Annotated in this window: 19 protein-coding genes; 7 read left to right on the forward strand and 12 right to left on the reverse strand. The window is 66.1% G+C overall.

Annotated features, from left to right (window positions below; translation table 11 throughout):
* The first annotated feature begins 69 nt into the window (after positions 1-69).
* Positions 70-945: a GNAT family N-acetyltransferase gene (locus B2W55_RS00185; protein ID WP_024582263.1), complete on the forward strand. Its 876-nt coding sequence runs from the start codon at positions 70-72 to the stop codon at positions 943-945.
* 97 nt (positions 946-1,042) lie between these two features.
* On the opposite strand, the gene B2W55_RS00190 is transcribed toward B2W55_RS00185, so the two are convergent.
* Positions 1,043-2,839: a long-chain-acyl-CoA synthetase gene (locus B2W55_RS00190; RefSeq protein ID WP_024582264.1), complete on the reverse strand. Its 1,797-nt coding sequence runs from the start codon at positions 2,837-2,839 to the stop codon at positions 1,043-1,045.
* Between the two features lie 242 nt (positions 2,840-3,081).
* Between B2W55_RS00190 and B2W55_RS00195 the strand changes: the two genes are divergently transcribed.
* Positions 3,082-4,062, forward strand: a complete 981-nt coding sequence (locus B2W55_RS00195; protein ID WP_024582265.1) for a Bug family tripartite tricarboxylate transporter substrate binding protein — start codon at positions 3,082-3,084, stop codon at positions 4,060-4,062.
* 13 nt (positions 4,063-4,075) lie between these two features.
* Here B2W55_RS00195 and B2W55_RS00200 read toward each other — a convergent pair whose 3' ends face one another.
* Positions 4,076-4,897: an SDR family NAD(P)-dependent oxidoreductase gene (locus tag B2W55_RS00200; protein ID WP_024582266.1), complete on the reverse strand. Its 822-nt coding sequence runs from the start codon at positions 4,895-4,897 to the stop codon at positions 4,076-4,078.
* Positions 4,898-5,135: 238 nt separating this feature from the next.
* Here B2W55_RS00200 and B2W55_RS00205 point away from each other — a divergent pair, with 238 nt between their 5' ends.
* Positions 5,136-5,489, forward strand: a complete 354-nt coding sequence (locus B2W55_RS00205; RefSeq protein ID WP_080891144.1) for a hypothetical protein — start codon at positions 5,136-5,138, stop codon at positions 5,487-5,489.
* Positions 5,490-5,668: 179 nt separating this feature from the next.
* On the forward strand, positions 5,669-6,289 hold the full coding sequence (locus B2W55_RS00210) for a TerC family protein (protein ID WP_024582268.1): 621 nt from the start codon (positions 5,669-5,671) through the stop codon (positions 6,287-6,289).
* A 63-nt stretch (positions 6,290-6,352) separates the two neighbouring features.
* Here the strand turns inward: B2W55_RS00210 and B2W55_RS00215 are convergent, their stop codons facing one another.
* The 4 genes from B2W55_RS00215 to B2W55_RS00230 form a co-directional block, all read right to left on the reverse strand.
* The gene (locus B2W55_RS00215) at positions 6,353-7,072 is read right to left on the reverse strand and encodes an RraA family protein (protein WP_024582269.1); all 720 of its coding nucleotides are present in this window, start codon (positions 7,070-7,072) and stop codon (positions 6,353-6,355) included.
* A gap of 235 nt (positions 7,073-7,307) precedes the next feature.
* Positions 7,308-8,183, reverse strand: coding sequence for a CDP-diacylglycerol--serine O-phosphatidyltransferase (gene pssA / locus B2W55_RS00220; RefSeq protein ID WP_024582270.1), 876 nt, complete (start codon positions 8,181-8,183; stop codon positions 7,308-7,310).
* 77 nt (positions 8,184-8,260) lie between these two features.
* Entirely contained in the window at positions 8,261-8,959 is a 699-nt protein-coding gene (locus B2W55_RS00225; protein WP_024582271.1) for a phosphatidylserine decarboxylase, read from the reverse strand.
* Positions 8,960-9,097: 138 nt separating this feature from the next.
* Positions 9,098-11,086 (reverse strand): ABCB family ABC transporter ATP-binding protein/permease, encoded by a 1,989-nt coding sequence (locus B2W55_RS00230; RefSeq protein ID WP_024582272.1) that lies wholly within the window; start codon positions 11,084-11,086, stop codon positions 9,098-9,100.
* A 213-nt stretch (positions 11,087-11,299) separates the two neighbouring features.
* Between B2W55_RS00230 and B2W55_RS00235 the strand changes: the two genes are divergently transcribed.
* Entirely contained in the window at positions 11,300-11,905 is a 606-nt protein-coding gene (locus B2W55_RS00235) for a TIGR00730 family Rossman fold protein (RefSeq protein WP_024582273.1), read from the forward strand.
* Positions 11,906-12,060: 155 nt separating this feature from the next.
* Here the strand turns inward: B2W55_RS00235 and B2W55_RS00240 are convergent, their stop codons facing one another.
* The 4 genes from B2W55_RS00240 to cysS form a co-directional block, all read right to left on the reverse strand.
* Positions 12,061-12,438, reverse strand: a complete 378-nt coding sequence (locus tag B2W55_RS00240) for a VOC family protein (RefSeq protein WP_024582274.1) — start codon at positions 12,436-12,438, stop codon at positions 12,061-12,063.
* A gap of 93 nt (positions 12,439-12,531) precedes the next feature.
* On the reverse strand, positions 12,532-14,130 hold the full coding sequence (cimA, locus tag B2W55_RS00245) for a citramalate synthase (protein ID WP_024582275.1): 1,599 nt from the start codon (positions 14,128-14,130) through the stop codon (positions 12,532-12,534).
* Positions 14,127-14,633 carry a GNAT family N-acetyltransferase gene (locus tag B2W55_RS00250; protein WP_024582276.1) on the reverse strand — a complete coding sequence of 169 codons (507 nt, stop codon included), beginning with the start codon at positions 14,631-14,633 and terminating at the stop codon, positions 14,127-14,129. Before B2W55_RS00250 ends, cimA begins: the two co-directional genes overlap by 4 nt.
* The gene (gene cysS, locus B2W55_RS00255; RefSeq protein WP_024582277.1) at positions 14,630-16,045 is read right to left on the reverse strand and encodes a cysteine--tRNA ligase; all 1,416 of its coding nucleotides are present in this window, start codon (positions 16,043-16,045) and stop codon (positions 14,630-14,632) included. Before cysS ends, B2W55_RS00250 begins: the two co-directional genes overlap by 4 nt.
* A 299-nt stretch (positions 16,046-16,344) precedes the next feature.
* On the opposite strand from cysS, the gene B2W55_RS00260 reads away from it, so the two are divergent.
* Positions 16,345-16,653, forward strand: a complete 309-nt coding sequence (locus B2W55_RS00260; RefSeq protein ID WP_024582278.1) for a hypothetical protein — start codon at positions 16,345-16,347, stop codon at positions 16,651-16,653.
* Positions 16,654-16,810: 157 nt separating this feature from the next.
* Positions 16,811-17,962, forward strand: coding sequence for a DUF2865 domain-containing protein (locus B2W55_RS00265; RefSeq protein ID WP_024582279.1), 1,152 nt, complete (start codon positions 16,811-16,813; stop codon positions 17,960-17,962).
* 60 nt (positions 17,963-18,022) lie between these two features.
* Here the strand turns inward: B2W55_RS00265 and B2W55_RS00270 are convergent, their stop codons facing one another.
* The gene (locus B2W55_RS00270; protein WP_024582280.1) at positions 18,023-19,774 is read right to left on the reverse strand and encodes an NAD+ synthase; all 1,752 of its coding nucleotides are present in this window, start codon (positions 19,772-19,774) and stop codon (positions 18,023-18,025) included.
* A gap of 45 nt (positions 19,775-19,819) precedes the next feature.
* On the reverse strand, positions 19,820-20,173 hold the full coding sequence (locus tag B2W55_RS00275) for a diacylglycerol kinase (RefSeq protein WP_024582281.1): 354 nt from the start codon (positions 20,171-20,173) through the stop codon (positions 19,820-19,822).
* Between the last annotated feature and the right edge of the window lie 20 nt (positions 20,174-20,193).

Genomic DNA, 20,193 nt, shown 5'->3' on the forward strand with positions numbered 1-20,193 from the left:
AGAAACATAGGCCGGCCCGCGACAATTTGCTGCGGCTCTGCCGGTCTTTTTGCAGGCCTTGGTAAATCGATGGCTAGCCCGCCGCCCCGCATCCGGGAAATCACGGAACAGGATCTCGACGCCGTCGGCGACCTGCTGACGCGGGGGTTCGTGTACCGATCGCGCGAGTACTGGATGCGCGGCCTGCTGCGCCAGGCGAAGCGCGAGATCCCGCCGAATGCGCCGCGCTTCGGCTATCTGATGGAGCATGACGGCCAGGCCGTCGGCTGCCTGCTGCTGATCTGCACGCGCCGAACCATCAATGGCGCGATCGCGGACAGATGCAACGTCTCGAGCTGGTACGTCGACCCCGCGTATCGCAACTTCGGCGCGCTGTTCGCCTCGATGGTGCAGAAGCGCAAGGACGTCACCTATTTCAACGTCACGCCGGTGCAGCCGACATGGCCGATCCTCGAAGCGCAGGGCTACCGGCGCTATTGCAGCGGGCAATATTTCGCGTTGCCGTGGCTGTCGTGGCGCGGCGCCACGATGTCGGTCGCGCGGGTCGCCGGCGGCAGCACGCCGATCGACGGCGTGAACACTGAGGACACCGCGATGCTGCGGCGTCATGCCGACTACGGCAATCTGAGCCTGGTGTGCCGTGGCGGCGGCCGCGCGCGGCCGTTCATCTTCATGCCGTTGCGCAAGCGGCGCGGCTTCATCCCGATGCCCGCGATGCAGCTCGCTTATTGCCCGTCGATCGCCGACTTCACGGCCTGCGCCGCGGCGCTCGGACGCTATCTTCTGTTGCGCGGCAAGCCTGTCGTCATCCTCGATGCCAACGGCCCGCTGGCCGGAATTCCCGGCCGCTACAGTGAAGAGCAGGGCCGGAAGTATTTCAGGGGACCGCACCAGCCCCAGCTCGGCGACCTCGCCGATACCGAGCTTGCGATCTACGGTCTCTAAAGCGCAATGAGATTGAGTTGAATCGTCATCGCGCTCGAGCTCCTTGTTTGAGCATGATCTCTTCGGAAAACCGCTTCACACTTTTCCGGATCATGCTCTAAAGGCGCAACCTACCCGCAACGATGGCAGCGAAGCCTTCGACATCGAGCCGGCGATAGGTCATGCCCGCGGCATCGCGGTAGAACAGGCGGTCGCCGACGGTCGCAGGATCGAAGCCATCGCGGACCAGCTCGCTGCGCTTCAGCTTGAACGTGTCGGTGAGGTCGAGGCGGTCGCGGATGCGGATCAGGACCGGCTGGGCATAGGGCGGCAACCGGCCGGCAAGATGCTGATGCAGCGCCGCGATGTCGAAGCGGTCGTCGATGGCAATCGCCGCCATTCCGGCGCGGCCGTCGGCACCCGGGATCATGACGCCGTAGCTGACGGCATCGACGATGCCAGGACAGGCGAGCAAGGCTGCATCGACCTCCGCCGTCGCGACGTTCTCGCCCTTCCAGCGGAAAGTGTCGCCGATCCGATCGACAAAATAGAAATAGCCGGCGCGGTCGAGCCGCATCAGGTCACCGGTCCGGAACCAGGCATCGCCGGGCGCGAACACATCGCGCAGGATCTTCCGCTCGGTGTCGGCTGCATCCGTGTAGCCCTCGAAGCGGCCGCCACGTTCTTCGCTGGCTCCGATGCGGCCGATCGCTTCGCCGGGCTCATCAGGCCCGCACAATTCGCACCATCCGTCAGCCGAGCGCAGCGGCGCGCCGTCGGCGCCGAGGCGGATGATCGCGGCTGGAAAGCGATGCTTCAGGAACGGCGGGACGCGGCCGATGGCGCCCCGTTTGCCCTCGACATTGTAGAGCGAGAAATTGCCCTCGGTCGCGGCGTAGAATTCCAGGATCCGTGGAACGCCGAAGCGCGTCTTCACCGCCTCCCAGATGTCGCCGCGCAGGCCGTTGCCGCAGGCGAGCCGCAGCCGGTGCGCTCGGTCGGCATCGGACGGCGGCGATTGCAGCAGATAGCGGCCGAGCTCGCCGATGTACTGGACAATGCTGCAATCCCAGCGCGCGATGTCCTGCCAGAACCGGCTGGCCGAGAACTTGTCCGCGATCACCACCGAGGCCCCCGCCGCCAGCATGCTGCAAGGCGCCACCACGCCACCGACGCTGTGACAGAGCGGCAGGCAGTCATACAGCCGGTCGGCGGTGGTCGCTTCCATCAGGCCCTCGAACCAGCGCGCCCATGTCAGCACGCGCCGATGGCTGACATTGGCGGCCTTGGGCAGGCCCGTGGTGCCCGAGGTGAAGATCATCAGCGCGCGATGATCGAGCGTCACCGCACGGCGTTCCGCCGGCGATAGCGGGCCGTCGTCATATCCGGCGAGCGCGGTAGCGAGCCCGCCCGCCTCGCCGCCTTGCAGCAGAAGCTTCGGCAGGCGCGCAAGGTGCGGCATCGCGCGCTCGAATGCATCGCGCAGTTCGGCCGCGACGATCAGGTGCCCGGCACCTGACACATCGATGCAATGCGCGAGCGAGGCGCCGACCAGGTTGCTGTTCATCAGCGCGACCACCACACCGGCCCGGCTGAGCCCGAGCCAGGCCGCGAGATAGTCCGGCCGGTTCGGCATCAGCAGGCCGACGCAATCGCCGGCCGCGATCCGTTCGGCCATCGCCCAACGCGCATAGCGGCGGATCCGCCCGGCGAGCTCGCGATAATCGAGGCTCTCGCGGTCCGACAGCAGCGCCGGCTGCGCGGGACTGCGTGCGGCCCAGTCGTCGATCAGATCGGCAAGCAACCGATCGGGCGTCGCGTCGATCCGCGAGGTCAGCTCGATCGCCTTGAGCCAGAGCTTCGCGGCCGACGTTGCCTTGCCGTCATTGCCGCCAGCTCGATTCGAAATGGTCATCATCAGATCAGGACCGCGTCATCCCATCGGCTATAGCCGCCCGCGCGCCCGCGAACGTTAACGGCGATGGTTAAGCCTGCGGACCACGCCCTCATCCCTCATCCTTGATTAACGGCCGGCGGCCGGATTGCGCCCCGCTTTCTTCGATCCAGGCCAAGCCGTCTTTACCACACCGTCGGGAACATGATGCGCCGCGGGCCAAGCGGCCGTATGTCCGAAGGGCGCAAAGGGAGAAGCCCAGCATGATCGCCCGCAGAGCGTTCCTCTCGCTGTTCGGTACCGCCTGTCTCGCCACGACGGCCGGTCGCCATCCAGCCTTCGCCGAGGCCGCCTACCCGGCGCGGCCGGTGCGCTGGATCGTGCCCTATGCTGCCGGCGGCGCCACCGACGTGCTGTCGCGCCTGATCTGCCAGCGCCTGACCGAACGGCTCGGGCATCCCTTCGTGGTCGAGAACAAGCCCGGCGCCGGCAGCAATATCGGCACCGAGGCCGTGATCACCTCGCCAGCGGACGGCTACACGTTGCTGCTGACCAGCACGGCGAATGCCATCAACGCCTCGTTCGATCCGACCATCCATTACGATTTCGGCAAGAGCATCGCGCCAGTGGCGGGGATCGCGCGAATCCCACTGGTGCTCGTGGTCAACAACGCCCTGCCGGTGCGCAATGTCGCCGAGTTCATCGCCTATGCGAAAGCCAACCCGGGCAAGCTCAGCACCGGATCGTCGGGCGTCGGGACCTCGCTGCACCTGTCCGGCGAGTTGTTCAAGGCGATGGCCGGCATCGATCTGGTCCACGTTCCCTACCGCGGCTCGGCGCCCGGACTGACCGACCTGATGTCCGGGCAGATCCAGGCCATGTTCGACAACGTCACCTCGTCGCTGGAGCTGATCCGCGCCGGCAAGATCCGCGCGCTCGGCGTGACGACGAAGGAGCGCTCGGCGACGCTGCCGGACGTGCCGCCGATATCGGACGTGTTGACCGGCTACGAGACCAGCTCGTTCTACGGCGTCGGCGCCCCCAGCGGCACGCCGACCGAAATCATCGATCTGCTCAACCGCGAGATCAATGCCGCACTCGCCGATCCGGCGATCAAACAGCAGATCGGCCAGCTCGGCGCGCTGCCGATCATCGGCAACGCGGACGCCTTCGGCAACATGCTCACCGCCGAGACGGCGCGCTGGCGCAAGGTCGTCGCCCTGGCCGGACCGCGGACCCAGTGAACAGACGACAATCTCAGCCAAGTCCCGCCAGCTTGAGGCTCAGCGCCCGCAGCCGCTTGCGCGCCTCGGCATCATAGGCTTGCGCATGCGCGCGGGCCTCGCGCAGGCCGTCGAAGAACAGCCCGCTCCTTTCGGCGACGTCATCCCCCTGCACCAGCCGCAGGATCGCCTCGCCGCCCTGCTCCACGGTCGAGATCGGCGTGGCGCCGCTGGCACGCACCATCGTGGTGTTCATGTAGGTCGCCGGATGCAGCGAATTGACGGTCACGCCGGAGCCCTGCAACTGCTCGGCGAGATCGATGGTGAACATGATCTGCGACAGCTTGCTCTGGGCATATGCGCGGCCGCCGCTGTAGTTCCTGGTGATCATCACGTCGGCGAAATCGATCGGGTGCTGGCCGAGCGAGGCGACATTGACGATGCGCGCGGGCGAGCTCGCCTTGAGCCGCGGCAGCAGCAGATGCGCCAGCAGGAAGCCGGCGAGATAGTTGACGGCGAAGCGCAGCTCGTGACCGTCCTTGCTGGTCTGCCGCGCCGGCCCCTCGTTCTGCGAGCCGATGCCGGCGTTGCTGACCAGGACATCGAGGCGATCCTGGTCGTCGAGCACCAGCTGGGCGAACTCGCGGACATCGGCAAGCGACGACAGGTCGGCCTGGTAGAACATCGGCTCGCGGCCGCTGACGCGCTTGATCTCGTCGGCAAGCGTCTGCGCCCTCTGGGTGTCGCGGCCGTGGATCAGGACCCGGGCGCCGGCGGCCGCCAGCTTCATCGCCACATAGCGGCCGACGCCGTCGGTGGAACCGGTGATCAGCACGGTCTTGCCTGCCATATTCATCGAAAATCGCCTTTCGATCGTTCCGCCCAGCGCTGCCAGCAAAGATAAATCCCCGCTGCGGACTTTGCCATGGCGCCATCAACGCCAAAACGGCACCAAAATGACCCGGCCGGGCGCTCCTCGGTGCTCACCGGCGTACAGCCTGCGGCGCGGCCTGCGGTCGCGCGGCGCCGCGTCGCGCGTCAACATGCATGCGTTCTGGTATTGTTGACCGGAACGACGACAAGTCAGGATCGGAATGTCCTCGACCATTCCAGACCGGATCGCGCGGAAAACTCCCTCGCTGGAGCCTTTCGGCATGCTCCTGTTGTTCGCAGTGCTGTCAGCGCTGCCGATTGTCCTGACGCTTCGTTGGGTCGAGCCCGCACTCGTGCTGCCCGCGCTCAGCCTGCTGTTGTTCACCGAGGCAGCCATTGCCGCGATCGCGGCACGCGTGATCCGCGTGCGCACGAGCGTGGCACGTCTTACGTTGTGGGATTTTGCCGGGGCGTTCACCTTCATGGGATGCGCGGCGTCAATCCTCGGCGAGCCGGATCAGGCGGCGCTGTTCTTCGAGGAACAGGCCGCGCTACGACCCGTCTCGCGACCATAAATCCCAGGCCGGGCCCCTCTGGCAGCCACAAGCTGCGATGTCGGACTGGAACTCAGTTGGAGTGGCCCTGCTTCGACCCGCGACGTGAAACCGTCGCGGCGGATTTGCCGTCGGCATGACGGCAACAACCGGCTTCGTCGGAACGAGTCCACTCCCCGACCTCAAGGGGAACATGATTCATGTCCGAACTGCTTTCATTCGACGCCCTCAGCGCATTGCTGCAAGTCGTCGTCATCGACCTCGTGCTGGCCGGCGACAACGCCGTCGTGATCGGCCTTGCCGCGGCAGGCCTGCCCGAGAAGCAACGCGGCAAGGCGATCCTGATCGGCATCGGCGCCGCGACGCTGCTGCGCATCCTGTTCGCGCTGCTCACCACGCAATTGATGCAGATCGTCGGGCTGTTGCTCGCCGGCGGCATCCTCTTGCTGTGGGTATGCTGGAAGATGTGGCGCGAGTTGCGTGCCACGTCGCACGATCCCGCCACCGATATGGGCGCCGACGGTGCGGAAGGCCCGCGCAAGACACTGTGGCAGGCCACCACCCAGATCATCGTCGCCGACGTCTCGATGTCGCTCGACAACGTGCTGGCGGTCGCGGGCGCGGCGCGCGAGCAGCCGATCGTGCTGATATTCGGCCTCGCGCTCTCGATCGCGATGATGGGCGCGGCTGCCACCTTCATCGCACGGTTGCTGCAAAACCACCGCTGGATCGCCTATGTCGGCCTCGCCGTGATCCTCTATGTCGCAATCGACATGACGATCCGCGGTGCATCCGAGATCGCCAAGGTCGCGCCGGTCTGACAATCGACAGCAAAACGGCGGGCCTTCCAGCCCGCCGTCCGCCCAATCGAATACGCGCTTGCGTCAGTGGATTTCCGACGAACGCTTCAGCGCGTCCTTCAGCTTCTCGAGGGTGAAATCCTTGGAGCGCGCGATCTCCAGGATCGGGGTCTCGCGGCGGCCGCAGAGCTCGGCGGCCTCGGGCAGCTTCGCCGCGATGTCGTAGGGGATCACGATCGCGCCGTGACTGTCGGCGTGGATCAGATCGTCGGAGCGCACCGTCATGCCGGCGACACGCACCTCGCCGCCGAAGCTCTCGGCGTGCACCCAGGCGTGCGACGGGCCGATCGAGCCGGCCAGCGCCTGGAAGCCCGGCGCCCATTGCGGGATATCGCGGATCGAGCCGTCGGTGATGACGCCGAGGCAGCCGAGCGCCTTGTGGACGGCGCTCTGCACCTCGCCCCAGAACGCGCCGTAGCCGACGTCGGGCCCGTCGATGTCCTGGATGACCGAGATGCGCGGACCAAAGCCGGTGCCGACATACTCATAATAATCGATGCGGCGCTTCGACTGTTCCTCGGCCGACAGGCCGGACTTCAGCACCGACCGGATCGCGACCGTACGCGCATAGCCGACGATCGGCGGCAAGGTCGGGAACGGGCAGACCAGCGGCTTCACCGTGTAGCCAATCAGGCGGCGCTCCGGCGCGACGATCTCCATCGCGTTGCAGATCGTCGGCGTGTCATAGCGCGCCAACGCTTCAAGAACGGAGGCAGGAAGCGGGGCGGAAGCGGATGTCGTCACGGCGTTTCTCTCCTGATTTGGGCGTTCGCTGAGCCGTTTCAGCCTATAGCCGAGATCGGAAGCGAACCCAACCAAGGCCCGCTCATGGCTGATATTTGGGAAGTGCGAACAAGCTCTCACCGTCACCCTGAGGAGCGCGCAGCGCGTCTCGAAGGATGCACGGCCACCGGCGGGGCCGTCGACCCTTCGAGACGCGCGTTCCGCGCTCCTCAGGGTGACGGATTACACAGGAGCCTCAGTGCAGATGCGTCGGACGGTCGTCGTGGTCCGTATCCGTGACCGGCGCCGCGTAGGGCGTGGCGGCCGCCGCCGGTGCCCCGGCGCCTTGGCTCTGCGCGGCGAGCTTGCGCTCCTGGTCGCGATAGGACTTCCAGCCCCACGGCAGGCTGATCAGGTAGGCCACCGAACCGGCCGACAGGATGTGCCAGGGGTAGCCGATCAGCAGCGCGACAAAGAACACCACGGCGACGAACACCGGCAACACCATCTCCGGCGGCACGCGCATCTTCACGGTCTTGCCGGAGAACACCGGCAGCCGCGACACCATCAGGAAGGCGATCAGGAGCGTGTAGAACGCCGTCAGCGTCGCCGGCGGCATCGGCACGCCGAGGAAGGCCAGATAGATCGGCAGCAGCACGGTGATCGCGCCGGCCGGTGCCGGCACGCCGGTGAAATAATTGGCGGCGAACGCCGGCTTGTTGGGATCGTCGATCGAGGCGTTGAAGCGCGCCAGCCGCAGGCCGCCGGAGATCGCAAACACCATCGCCGCGATCCAGCCGCCATTGTTGAGCTCATGCAGCTGCCAGAAATACAGGATCAGGCCCGGCGCGACGCCGAAATTGACGAAGTCAGCGAGGCTGTCGAGCTCGGCGCCGAATTTCGACTGGCCTTTGATCATGCGGGCGACCCGCCCGTCGATGCCGTCCAGGATCGCCGCGAACACGATGGCGGCGACCGCAAGCTCCATCCGCCCTTCCGTCGACAGGCGGATCGCGGTGAGGCCGGCGCAGATCGCCAGCAGCGTGATCATGTTCGGCACCAGCATCCGCACCGGGATCGGGCGGAACCGGCGGCGGCGCAGCTCGCTGGAATTGTTATCGAATGGCGTCATGGCTCGATCAATATAGCAAGCATGGTCCGGCTCCGCCATCGGCGCGGGAACCGGCTGATCGGCCTGCCCGAACAGAGTTAATCGGCGCGATAGGTGCGGCCGGGATCGGCGTTGCGGAAATCCGCCAGGATGGTCTCGCCGGCGACCGCGGTCTGGCCTTCGGAAACCAGCGCCTTGGTGCCCTCGGGGAGGTAGACGTCGAGCCGCGAGCCGAACCGGATCAGGCCGAAGCGCTCGCCGGCGCCGATCGACTGCCCTTCCTTGACGAAGCAGACGATGCGGCGCGCTACCAGGCCTGCGATCTGGACCACGCCGATGCGGCCGTTGGCGGTCGAGATGACCAGCGAATTGCGTTCATTGTCCTCGCTCGCCTTGTCGAGCTCGGCATTGATGAAAGCACCGGGGCGATAGGCGATGCGGTCGATGCGGCCGGCCACTGGGCTGCGGTTCACGTGGCAGTTGAACACGCTCATGAACACCGAGATGCGCGGCAGCGGCTGGTCGCCAAGACCGAGTTCGGCCGGCGGCAGCGCCTGCACCACCATGGAGACCCGGCCATCGGCCGGCGACACCAGGATGCCGTCGCGCAGCGGCGTCACGCGCACCGGATCGCGGAAGAACAATGCGCACCAGACCGTGAGCAGCGTCCCGATCCACCCCAGCGGGGTCCAGATCCAGAACAGGATCAGGCTCGCCAGCGCGAAACCACCGATGAAGGGATACCCCTCCGGGTGGATCGGCGGGATCTGCGCGCGGATGGAATTGGCGATCGACATCAGAGCTCGCTTGCGTTTCCCCGCCCCGTTTGGCGGGAGAGGCCTTAAAGCGCGATCATCGCGCTTTAGTCGGCTGTTTTAGGCATGATCCCTTTCGGAAAACCGCTTCGCACTTTTCCGGATCATGCCCTAAATCGACTATTCCGCGGCGGTCGGCAAGGGTTTCTCACCCACGTCAGGGGTGGAATCCTCCGACGATTCAGTGACCACCGGCGGCAGGCGATTCGGCGCCGTGCCGTCGTCATCGACCTGGGCCAGCCGTTCACGGGCCTCCTCGGCCTCGCGCTGCCGGTTCCACATGCTGGCATAGAGGCCGCCGGCGGCCAAAAGCCGCGCGTGGGTGCCGCGTTCGGCGATCCGCCCCTGGTCCAGCACGATGATCTCGTCGGCGCCGACGATGGTCGACAGCCGGTGCGCGATCACCAGCGAGGTGCGGTTGCGCGACACCCGCTCCAGCGCGCCCTGGATTTCGGCCTCGGTGTGACTGTCGAGCGCCGACGTCGCCTCGTCCAGCACCAGGATCGGCGGCGCCTTCAGCACCGTGCGCGCGATCGCGACGCGCTGCTTCTCGCCGCCGGACAATTTCAGGCCACGCTCGCCGACCTGGGTTTCGTAACCCTGCGGCGACATCCGGATGAAGCCGTCGATCTGCGCCAGCCGTGCCGCCTCCTCGACCTCGTCGTCGCCGGCGTCCCAGCGGCCATAACGGATGTTGTAGCGGATGGTGTCGTTGAACAGCACGGTGTCCTGCGGCACCATGCCGATCGCCGAACGCAGCGAGGCCTGGGTCACGGTCTTGATGTCCTGGCCGTCGATCAGGATGCGGCCGCTCGACACGTCGTAGAGCCGGAACAGCAGCCGCGAGATCGTCGACTTGCCGGCGCCGGAGGGACCGACGATCGCGACCGTCTTGCCGGCCGGCACCTCGAAGCTCAAGCCTTTCAGGATCGGCCGATCGGATTCGTAGGAAAAACGTACGTCATCGAACCGCACGCTGCCGGCGGACACCACGAGCGGCATGGCGCCCGGCATGTCCTTCACTTCGGGATCGCGCGCCAGCACGTCGAACATCTTCTCGATGTCGATGATCGCCTGCTTGATCTCGCGATAGACCATGCCCATGAAATTCAGCGGCTGGTAGAGCTGGATCATCATCGAATTGATCAGCACGAAATCGCCGACGGTGTGGGTGCCGTTGCGGATGCCGAACGCGCACATCAGCATCGTCGCGGTCAGCCCCGCGGTGAAGATCACCGCCTGCCCGGTGTTGAGCACGGCGAGCGAGGTGTAGGTCTTCACGCTGGCCTGCTCGTAGCGTTCCATCGAGCGGTCGTAGCGCCGCGCCTCGCGCTCCTCGGCGCCGAAATACTTCACCGTCTCGTAATTGAGCAGCGAGTCAATCGCCTTGGTGTTCGCTTCGGTGTCGGAATCGTTCATCTTGCGGCGGATCTCGATCCGCCACTCGGTCGCGACGTAGGTGTAGTACATGAACACGACCACGGTGAGCAGCACCGCCAGCACATAACGCCAGTCGAACTGCCACAGCAGCACGCCCGCCAGCAGCGTGACCTCGACGATGGTCGGGATCAGTTGCAGGATCACCATCCGCACGATGGTCTCGATCCCGGAGCGGCCGCGCTCCAGCACGCGGGTCAGGCCGCCGGTCTTGCGCTCGAGATGGAAGCGCAGCGACAGCTCGTGCATGTGCACGAAGGTGATGTAGGCGAGCCGGCGCACCGCGTGCATCGCGACGCGGGCGAAGATGCCGTCGCGCCACTGCGTCAGCACCGCCATGATGACGCGCACCGCGCCATAGCTGATCGTCATCAACACCGGCGAGGCGATCAGCCACAGCACCCAGTTCGACGGTTCGACCGGCGCCGAGCCCGCGCCGTTCAGCGCATCGATCGCCCATTTGAAGGTGAACGGCACCGACAGCGTCGCAAGCTTGGCGAACAGCAGCAGCACCACCGACCAGATCACGCGCATCTTCAGATCGGCGCGATCGCCCGGCCAAATATACGGCCACAGATGAACGAGCGTGCCGAGCAGCGTGCCCTTCTCGGCGGCCGGAATCGTGGCCGTGGGCTGCGCAGCGCCGGTCACGGTCTGTTGCGGCGGCACCATCAGGAGCCCGCTCTCGCCGCCGTGGCGCGCCGGTGCGCTGCCACATCTTTTCCACGATTTGCCATTGTGCCCGTCATATAGATCGTTTGAATGCGGCGTACAGGCTTATGACGAAAATTGTTCGCGATTCGCGGGAATTTACGGGATTTTTTGGTCTTCAATCCCCATATGCCAGTCTTGACCCTGTTTACGCTGCAGTGCCACAAGGATCGTATGAACCAAATCAAGACTGTCTGTGTTTATTGCGGCTCCGGCCCCGGTAACAATCCCCGCTTCGTTGAAGCTGCCATCGCACTCGGCAAGAGCCTTGCCGACAACAACGTGCGCCTGGTCTATGGCGGCGGCTCGATCGGCCTGATGGGCGCGGTCGCCAAATCCACCCTCGACCATGGCGGCTCGGTCACCGGCATCATCCCGGAATTCCTGCGCGCGCGCGAGAACGCGCTGACCTCGGTTCAGGAGATGATCGTCACACCCGACATGCACGAGCGCAAACGGCTGATGTTCGAGCGCTCGGACGCGTTCGTGGCACTGCCCGGCGGCATCGGGACCTTGGAGGAACTGGTCGAGCAATTGACCTGGCAGCAGCTCGGCCGTCACCACAAGCCGATCCTGCTCGCCAACATCGACAATTTCTGGGAGCCCCTGCTCTCGCTGCTGAACCACATGCGCGCGACTGAATTCATCCGCGCGACGCTGCCGATCAACGTGCTGATGGCCGATCGCGTCGACGAGATCCTGCCGCGGCTGCGTTCGGCGGTGGCCGGAACACCGGCAGCCGCCAAGGAACTGGCGCCCGAAGTGGCGCGGCGGCTGTAGCCGAAGGCCTCGTGGCCCTCTCCCCGTCATGCTGAGGAGCGCGGAACGCGCGTCTCGAAGCATGCGCGGCCCCGCTGGTGGCCGTGCATCCTTCGAGGCTCGCAAGATCTCGCATCTCAGGATGACGGGTTGAGACGAGCGCTTGCCGACTAGATCTACTCACTCGGAAACGTCACCGCTTCGATCCGGTTGCCATCGGGATCAAGAACGAACGCCGCGTAGTAGCGGACACGATCGTGCGGGCGGAGACCCGGCGCGCCATCGGAGCGGCCGCCGGAGGCAAGTGCGGCAGCGTGGAATGCAACGACCTCGGCGGTGGTCTTCGCGCGCAGGCAGATGTGCGTGCCGCTCTCATGGGGTACCGGCGTCATCGACGCGCGCAGGTTGATCCAGAATTCGGGATAGGCCTTGCCGAAGCCGATCGTCGCGGGCCGGGTGACGAGACGGCTGAGGCCGAGGGCGGCCAGCGCAGGTTCATAGAACCGCGCCGCGCGGTCGAGATCGCGGACGCCGACGGAGACGTGGTCGATCATTGTGCCCTCCTTCCGCATGCGTAGCCCGGATGAGCGAAGCGACATCCGGGAGCGACAATCCCGCATATCGCTTCGCTCATGCGGGCTACAATCTCACGCCGGCGCGCCAGACTTCACCAGCTTGTAGACCAACGAATCCATCAGCGCCTGGAACGAGGCATCGATGATGTTGGGCGACACGCCGACCGTGGTCCAGTTGTCCCCGGTCTCGTCCTCGCTCTCGATCAGCACGCGCGTCACCGCCTCGGAGCCGCCATTGAGGATACGGACGCGGTAGTCGATCAGCTTCAGGCCATCGATGTATTTCTGGTATTTGCCGAGGTCCTTGCGCAGCGCCACGTCGAGTGCATTGACCGGACCGTTGCCTTCGGCGGCCGAGATCAGCCGCTCGCCGGCGACATCGACCTTCACCACCGCAAGCGCAACGGTGACGCGCTGGCCGTTGGCGTTGTAGCGCTGCTCGACATTGACGTCGAACTGCTCGACCGTGAAATATTCCGGCACCTTGCCGAGCGTACGGCGCGCCAGCAGGTCGAATGACGCGTTGGCGGATTCATAGGCAAAGCCCGCGGCCTCGCGCTCCTTCAACTCCTCGACGAGGCGCGTCAGCCGCGGATCGCTCTTGTCATAGACGATGCCGGCGCGATCGAGTTCGGCCATCACGTTGGAGCGACCGGCCTGGTCGGAGACCAGCACCTTGCGGTGGTTGCCGACCAGTTTCGGCAGCACGTGCTCGTAGGTCTGCGGATCCTTCATCACGGCCGAGGCGTGGATGCCGGTCTTGGTGACGAACGCGCTCTCGCCGACATAGGCGGCATGGCGGTTGGGCGCGCGGTTCAGCATGTCATCGAGCGTACGTGACACCTTCATCAGCGTCGCCATCTTCTCGGTGGTGACACCGATCTCGAACCTGTCGGCGAACTCGCCCTTCAGCTTCAGGGTCGGGATCAGCGAGCAGAGATTGGCGTTGCCGCAGCGCTCGCCGAGGCCGTTCAGCGTACCCTGGATCTGCCGCGCGCCGGCACGCACCGCGGCGAGCGAATTGGCGACCGCCTGCTCGGTGTCGTTATGGGCATGGATGCCGACATGATCGCCGGGAACGTGCTTGATCACGTCAGCGACGATGCTCTCGACCTCATGCGGCATGGTGCCGCCATTGGTGTCGCACAGCACCACCCAGCGCGCGCCGGACTCGTAGGCCGCCATCGCGCAGGCCAGCGCGTAGTCGCGGTCCTCCTTGTAGCCGTCGAAGAAATGCTCGCAGTCGACCATCACCTCGCGGCCCTGCGCCCTGGCCGCCGCGACACTGTCGCGGATCGAGGCGAGGTTCTCCGCGTTGGTGGTCTCAAGCGCGACCCGGACCTGGTAGGCCGATGATTTGGCGACGAAGCAGATCACGTCGGCCTTGGCTTCGAGGATGCCGGCAAGCCCCGGATCGTTCGAGGCCGAGCGGCCCGGCCGCCGCGTCATGCCGAACGCGGTGAAGCGCGCATGCTCAAAGGCCGGCTTCCGGCTGAAGAACTCGGTGTCCGTCGGATTGGCGCCGGGATAGCCGCCCTCGACATAGTCGATGCCGAGCCCATCGAGCATGCCGGCGATCACCTGCTTGTCCTGCAACGTGAAGTCGACGCCATTGGTCTGCGCACCGTCGCGCAGCGTGGTGTCGAACAGATAGAGGCGTTCGCGGCTCATGCATGGCCTCCCGGCGCGGCCACGCCGTCGAGCGTCTTCTGCATCGTGGTGTTGGCGAGCCATTCGTCGCCGATAGTGACCGAATTGCGCTGCTGCGCGACATAGCCGCGCTTGCGGAAGAATTCGAGCGCGGTGTCGCTGGCATCGACCTTCAGGGTCTTGGTGCCGCGGGCGCTGGCGATCTTCTCCAGCGCATCGCACAGCGCGGCACCGACGCCCTGCCCGACCGCGCTCGGATGCACGTAGAGCATGTCGACGTAATCCGTGCCCTTCAGCGAGGCGAAGCCGACCGGGGCGCCCTGCAAGGTCGCAATCAGCGTCAGCTGGCCGGCGAGCTTCTTGCCGAAGGCCTGCTCGTCGTCGGCAGCCGCCGCCCAGGCTTCCTGCTGCGCTTCGCTGTAGTCGTCGCCGGTCAGGTCCATGATCGAGGCCGCGAAGATCGCCGCCAGCAGCGGCGCGTCGTCAGGCAGATAGGGGCGCAATGCGGGTGCGGAGCGGCTCATCGCGCGACCTCCCAGGTGGTCACCGGTTTGCCGTCGGCGTCCTTGCCATCCTTGATCGCGACGCCCATCGCGGCGAGCTGATCGCGGATGCGGTCCGACTCCTTGAAGTCCTTCCGCGCGCGCGCCGCGGTACGCTCGGCGAGCAGCGCCTCGACGGCCGCCGCATCGACGCCGCTTGCCTGCCGCTTGCGGCCCTCCCAGGCGGCCGCGCTCTCTGACAGGAAACCGAGCAGCCGCAGCGAGCCGGCGAATTCCCTGCGGCTTTGCTCGCTGCTCGACGATGCGCTGCGCAGGCCGTGCAGCACGGCCATCGCTTGCGCCGTGTTGAGGTCGTCGTAGAGCGCCTCGACCATGGCTTGCGACGGCGCGCCGGGCTCGGCATCGGCCGCAACCGCGTACCAATCGTCGAGCGTCTTCGCGCTCTCCTCGGCGCTCTTCAGCGTCCAGTCGAGCGGCGAACGATAATGCGTCTTGAGCATGCTGAGGCGCAGCACCTCGCCGGGCCAGTCGGCCAGCAGATCGCGAATCGTGAAGAAGTTGCCGAGCGATTTCGACATCTTCTCGCTCTCGATCTGCAAGAAGCCGTTGTGCATCCAGACATTGGCCATGCGGTCGGTGTGGAACGCGCAGCAGGTCTGCGCGAGCTCGTTCTCATGGTGCGGGAACACCAGATCGATGCCGCCGCCATGGATGTCGAACTTCTCGCCGAGATGCTTCCAGGCCATCGCCGAGCACTCGATGTGCCAGCCGGGCCGGCCCTCGACCGCGATTCCTGCGGGTGACGGCCAGGACGGCTCGCCGGGCTTCGACGGCTTCCACAGCACGAAGTCGGTGTTGTCGCGCTTGTAGGGCGCGACGTCGACACGAGCGCCGGCAATCATCTCGTCGAGCGAGCGCTTCGACAGCGAACCATAGCGCGGCAGCACCGAATTGGCCGCGTTCATCGCCTGCGGCGAGAACAGCACGTGATCCTCGGCGACATAGGCGAAGCCGCCGGCGACCAGCTTTTCGATGATCGCGCGCATCTCCGGAATGTGCTCGGTCGCCCGCGGCTGCACCGTCGGGGCCAAGCAGCCGAGCGCCGTGACGTCGTCCTGGTACTGCCGATAGGTCAGCTCGGTGACCTTGCGGATCGCCTCGTTCAGCGGCACGCCGGGATAGTCCCGCGCTGCGCGGACGTTGATCTTGTCGTCGACGTCGGTGATGTTACGGACATAGGTCACGTGACCGGCGCCATAGCGATGGCGCAGCACGCGGAACAGCACGTCGAAGACGATGGCCGCGCGGCCGTTGCCGATATGCGCGAAGTCGTAGACCGTCGGTCCGCAGGCATACATGCGGACGTTGTTGGCATCGAGCGGCACGAGGGGCCGCTTCTCCCGGGTCAACGTGTCGTAAAGGCGCAAATCCATGGATCACCTGTTCCTCGCGGCGAGGCGTCCAGTGATTCTCAGGCGATTGAGAAAAGACGGCCTCAGCCAGCGAATCGCTAGCTCATAATCTCGCGGCAAATGCTGCAGATGGCGAGGTGGCCGTTCATGGTTCCACCATGTCTCATGGCCCCCGCATCGCGTCAAGGGCCTGTTTTCGCTCCCTTTCGGCCATCGCGCGGGGCCAGAAATCACGGCAACGCCTTCATGGTTAATCATTATTAAGGAATTGGGCGTATCCGGTGAACCGAAGATTCCTCGCCCCTTTTCATTGGTGCACCATGCGGCCGATTTCAGCACTGATTGCCTGCACGTTCCTGCTGCTCCCCGCGGCCGCGCTGGCCGACAGCCGCGTCTTCATCATCGCCAACCAGGCCGACGGCTATGGCATCGACGAGTGCCTGGCGCGCGGCGACCGCTGCGGCGCGTCCGCGGCCCGCGCCTATTGTCGGTCACGCGATTTTGCGCAGGCCACCAACTACCGCCGCGTCGATCCCGACGAGATCACCGGTGCGGTTCCGCACGCCGCGCACGCCAAATGCACCGGCAATGGCTGCGACGAATACGTCGCGATCACCTGCCAGCGCTGAAGCCAAGCCGCTGGAGCAGCGGGGTTCTTGCCACACCGGCGCCCCGGAAACGACGTGACGCTGCCCCGAGAAACGGCTATTGCAGACCGCCTTTGCAGGTGGTCCTGCCGCGCGCTTCGGCATGGATCGCCGCGCGGCGTCGTTTGAATGGCTGGATATGCCCGATACCTCCAATTTCCGCTTCTCCCGTTGGCTTTTGACGTGTGCCGTGCTGGCCGGCATCGCGCTGCCCGCCACTGGCGCGCTTGCGCAGGTGCCCCCGGGACCGCCCGGCCCGGTCCCGCAAGGCGCCCCGCAGGCCAATCCGATGTGCAGCCGGCTGGAGGGCCAGCTGGCGGCGATCGACCGTGGCGGCGGCGGTGGTGATCCGGCCAAGGACGAGCAGATCCGCCGCTATCAGGATGCGGCAACCCGCCAGCAGGGGGAGCTCGATCGCGTGACGGCGCAGGCCCGCCGCATGGGCTGCGACAGCTCCGGGTTTTTCTCGCTCTTTAATAACAACTCGGCGCAGTGCGGACCGGTCAACAACCAGATCCAGCAGATGCGCGCCAATCTCGACCAGATGACCGCCAGTCTCGAGCGGCTGCGCACCGGCGGGCTCGGCGGAGCCGACCGCGAGAACCAGCGCCGCTCGGTCCTGACCGCGCTCGCGCAGAACAATTGCGGCCCGCAATACGCCGCCGCCGCGCGCGGCCCCGGCAACTTCCTCGAGAACCTGTTCGGCGGCGGCGGTGGCGGCAATCCGAACAATCCGCTGCCCCCGCCGGATGCACAATATGGCGGGCCGTCGGGCACCTTCCGCACCGTCTGCGTCCGCACCTGCGATGGCGCCTACTTCCCGATCTCGTTCGCGACCTCGCAGGCACGCTTTGCCGCCGACGAGCAGGTCTGCAAGGCGCAGTGCCCGGCCGCCGAGGCCAGCCTGTTCGCCTATCGCAATCCCGGCGAGGACATCAACCAGGCGGTCTCGATCAGCGGCCAGTCCTACTCGTCGCTGCCGAACGCGTTCAAGTACCGCACCGAGTTCAATCCGTCCTGCTCGTGCAAGCCGGCCGGCCAGAGCTGGGCGGAGGCGCTGAAGGCGGTCGACGACCCCGCAACCGCTGCGCAGCAGGGCGACATCATCGTCACCGAGGAGAGCGCGCGGAAGATGCAACAGCGCGCCCAGAGCAAGGCCGCCGGCAAGAAGGGGGCGCCCGCAACGGCGCAGCAGCCCGCGGCTGCCGATGCCGGCGCGCCGGCTGCGGCGTCGAGCGACGGCCAGATCCGCTCGGTCGGCCCGACCTTCATCCAGCAGAAGAAGCAGTAAAGCCTGCTCCGTCTGGTTTGAGCATCGCCGCGCAGACGCCGACGCGTCGGCCGGGGTGCCCTACCCTTCGAACGCTTCGGCCGACGCGCGCGAGCCGCGCGTCACGAGCTTGTCGTCCGGCTCCGGCAAGGCCTTGCCGAAATCGCGGAAGCGGTTGGTGATCGGATAGCGGCGGTCGCGGCCGAAATTCTTCCGCGTCACCTTGACACCCGGCGCGGCCTGCCGCCGCTTGTATTCGGCGATGTTGAGCAGGCGGTCGACCCGGGTCACCACGTCGCGGTCGAAGCCGGCGGCGATGATCGAGGCCAGCGGCTCCTCGCGCTCCACCAGCCGCTCCAGGATCGCATCCAGCACGTCGTAGGGCGGCAGCGAATCCTGGTCGGTCTGGTTCTCGCGCAATTCGGCGGTCGGCGGCCGGATGATGATGTTGACCGGGATCACCTCGCCCGACGGCCCGAGCGCGCCGTCCGGTTTCCAGGCATTGCGCAGGCTCGACAGGCGGAACACCTCGGTCTTGTAGATGTCCTTGATCGGGTTGAAGCCGCCATTCATGTCGCCGTACAGCGTGGCGTAGCCAACCGACATTTCCGACTTGTTGCCGGTGGTCACCACCATGGCGCCGGTCTTGTTGGAGATCGCCATCAACAGCGTGCCGCGGGCACGCGCCTGCAAATTCTCCTCGGTGATGTCGCGTTCCAGCCCTTCGAACACCGGCGCCAGGATCTTCTCGAAGCCGTTGACGGCGTCCGCGATCGGCAGGATTTCGTAACGGATGCCGAGCTCTTTCGCGAGCTTGGCCGCATCGTCGAGCGACACCTGTGCGGTGTAGCGGAACGGCAGCATCACGCCGCGCACCTTGTCGGCGCCGAGCGCATCGACCGCGATCGCCGCGCACAGCGCCGAATCGATGCCGCCGGAAACGCCGAGCAGCACCCCCGGAAAGCCGTTCTTGCGGACATAGTCGCGCAGGCCGAGCACGCAGGCCGCATAGTCGGCCTTGTCGCCCTCGAGCTGCGTCATGATCGGGCCGGAGCAGCGCCAGCCATCCGCGGTCTTGCGCCAGACCAGCGTGGTCACGTTCTCCTCGAACGCCGGCAACTGTGCCGCGACCGAGAGATCGGCATTCAGCGCGAACGACGCGCCGTCGAAGATCAGCTCGTCCTGGCCGCCAATCTCGTTCAAATAGATCAGCGGCAGCCCGCTCTCGGTGACCCGCGCCACCACGATGGACAGCCGGAGATCGGCCTTGTCGCGGGCATAGGGCGAGCCGTTCGGCACCACCAGGATTTCGGCGCCGGTCTCGGCGAGACATTCGACGACGTTCTCGTATTCCTCTGACTCTTCGAGCCAGATGTCCTCGCAGATCGGCACGCCGATGCGCACGCCGCGCACCGTCACCGGGCCCGGCGCCGGGCCGCGGGCGAACAGCCGCTTCTCGTCGAACACGCCGTAATTCGGCAGATTGGCCTTGAAGCGCAACGCGGCGATGCGGCCGCCGTCGAGCAGCGCGCAGGCATTGTAAAGCTTGCCGTCATCGACCCAGGGCGTGCCGATCAGCATGGCCGGCCCGCCATCGGCGGTCTCACGCGCCAGTTCCTCGATCGCGGCGCGGCAGGCCGACTGGAACGCCGGCTTGAGCACCAGGTCCTCCGGCGGATAGCCGGCGATGAACAGCTCCGAGAGCACGACGAGATCGGCGCCGTCGGCTTTCGCCTTGTCGCGCGCGAGGCGCGCCTTCGCGGCGTTGCCGGCGACGTCACCGACCGTCGGGTTGAGTTGCGCCAGGGTGATCTTGATCTGTTGTTCGCTCATACCGTTATGTTGTCCCGCACAAGAGCAAACTTCAATCTGCTTGGATTAGAACGCGCCCATGCGTTCAGCGAGGGCGAACAGCCAGAACAGCCCGGCCATGATCAGCGCGACGCCGACGGCGGCCGATCCCATGTCCTTGACCCGCCCGATCTGCGGATCGTGATCGAGGGTCAGGCGGTCGGCGAGCTTCTCGATCGCAGTGTTGAGCAGCTCGATCACAAGCACCAGTACCACGGTCGCAACCAATTCGACCCGGCGCATCACGGTGGCGCCGACCAGCCAGGCCAGCGGCACCGACAGCACCAGCGCCACCACCTCCTCGCGGATAGCCTGCTCCGAGCGGATGGCGAATGCCAGCCCGTTGCGCGAGTTGATGGTGGCTCGCCAGAACCTCAGCAAGTCACTGCCCTCAAGTCACC

This window comes from Bradyrhizobium sp. UBA2491, from assembly GCF_002341725.1.
Taxonomy (GTDB): Bacteria; Pseudomonadota; Alphaproteobacteria; order Rhizobiales; family Xanthobacteraceae; genus Bradyrhizobium.

Coding starts and splice junctions, on each gene's coding strand:
- B2W55_RS00235 (WP_024582273.1), top strand. CDS start 11,300: ATGAACCAAATCAAGACTGTCTGTGTTTATTGCGGCTCCGGCCCCGGT.
- B2W55_RS00260 (WP_024582278.1), top strand. CDS start 16,345: ATGCGGCCGATTTCAGCACTGATTGCCTGCACGTTCCTGCTGCTCCCC.
- B2W55_RS00250 (WP_024582276.1), bottom strand. CDS start 14,633: ATGAGCCGCTCCGCACCCGCATTGCGCCCCTATCTGCCTGACGACGCG.
- B2W55_RS00265 (WP_024582279.1), top strand. CDS start 16,811: ATGCCCGATACCTCCAATTTCCGCTTCTCCCGTTGGCTTTTGACGTGT.
- B2W55_RS00200 (WP_024582266.1), bottom strand. CDS start 4,897: ATGAATATGGCAGGCAAGACCGTGCTGATCACCGGTTCCACCGACGGC.
- B2W55_RS00190 (WP_024582264.1), bottom strand. CDS start 2,839: ATGACCATTTCGAATCGAGCTGGCGGCAATGACGGCAAGGCAACGTCG.
- B2W55_RS00225 (WP_024582271.1), bottom strand. CDS start 8,959: ATGTCGATCGCCAATTCCATCCGCGCGCAGATCCCGCCGATCCACCCG.
- cimA (WP_024582275.1), bottom strand. CDS start 14,130: ATGAGCCGCGAACGCCTCTATCTGTTCGACACCACGCTGCGCGACGGT.
- B2W55_RS00230 (WP_024582272.1), bottom strand. CDS start 11,086: ATGGTGCCGCCGCAACAGACCGTGACCGGCGCTGCGCAGCCCACGGCC.
- cysS (WP_024582277.1), bottom strand. CDS start 16,045: ATGGATTTGCGCCTTTACGACACGTTGACCCGGGAGAAGCGGCCCCTC.
- B2W55_RS00210 (WP_024582268.1), top strand. CDS start 5,669: ATGTCCGAACTGCTTTCATTCGACGCCCTCAGCGCATTGCTGCAAGTC.
- pssA (WP_024582270.1), bottom strand. CDS start 8,183: ATGACGCCATTCGATAACAATTCCAGCGAGCTGCGCCGCCGCCGGTTC.
- B2W55_RS00240 (WP_024582274.1), bottom strand. CDS start 12,438: ATGATCGACCACGTCTCCGTCGGCGTCCGCGATCTCGACCGCGCGGCG.
- B2W55_RS00270 (WP_024582280.1), bottom strand. CDS start 19,774: ATGAGCGAACAACAGATCAAGATCACCCTGGCGCAACTCAACCCGACG.
- B2W55_RS00205 (WP_080891144.1), top strand. CDS start 5,136: ATGTCCTCGACCATTCCAGACCGGATCGCGCGGAAAACTCCCTCGCTG.
- B2W55_RS00195 (WP_024582265.1), top strand. CDS start 3,082: ATGATCGCCCGCAGAGCGTTCCTCTCGCTGTTCGGTACCGCCTGTCTC.
- B2W55_RS00185 (WP_024582263.1), top strand. CDS start 70: ATGGCTAGCCCGCCGCCCCGCATCCGGGAAATCACGGAACAGGATCTC.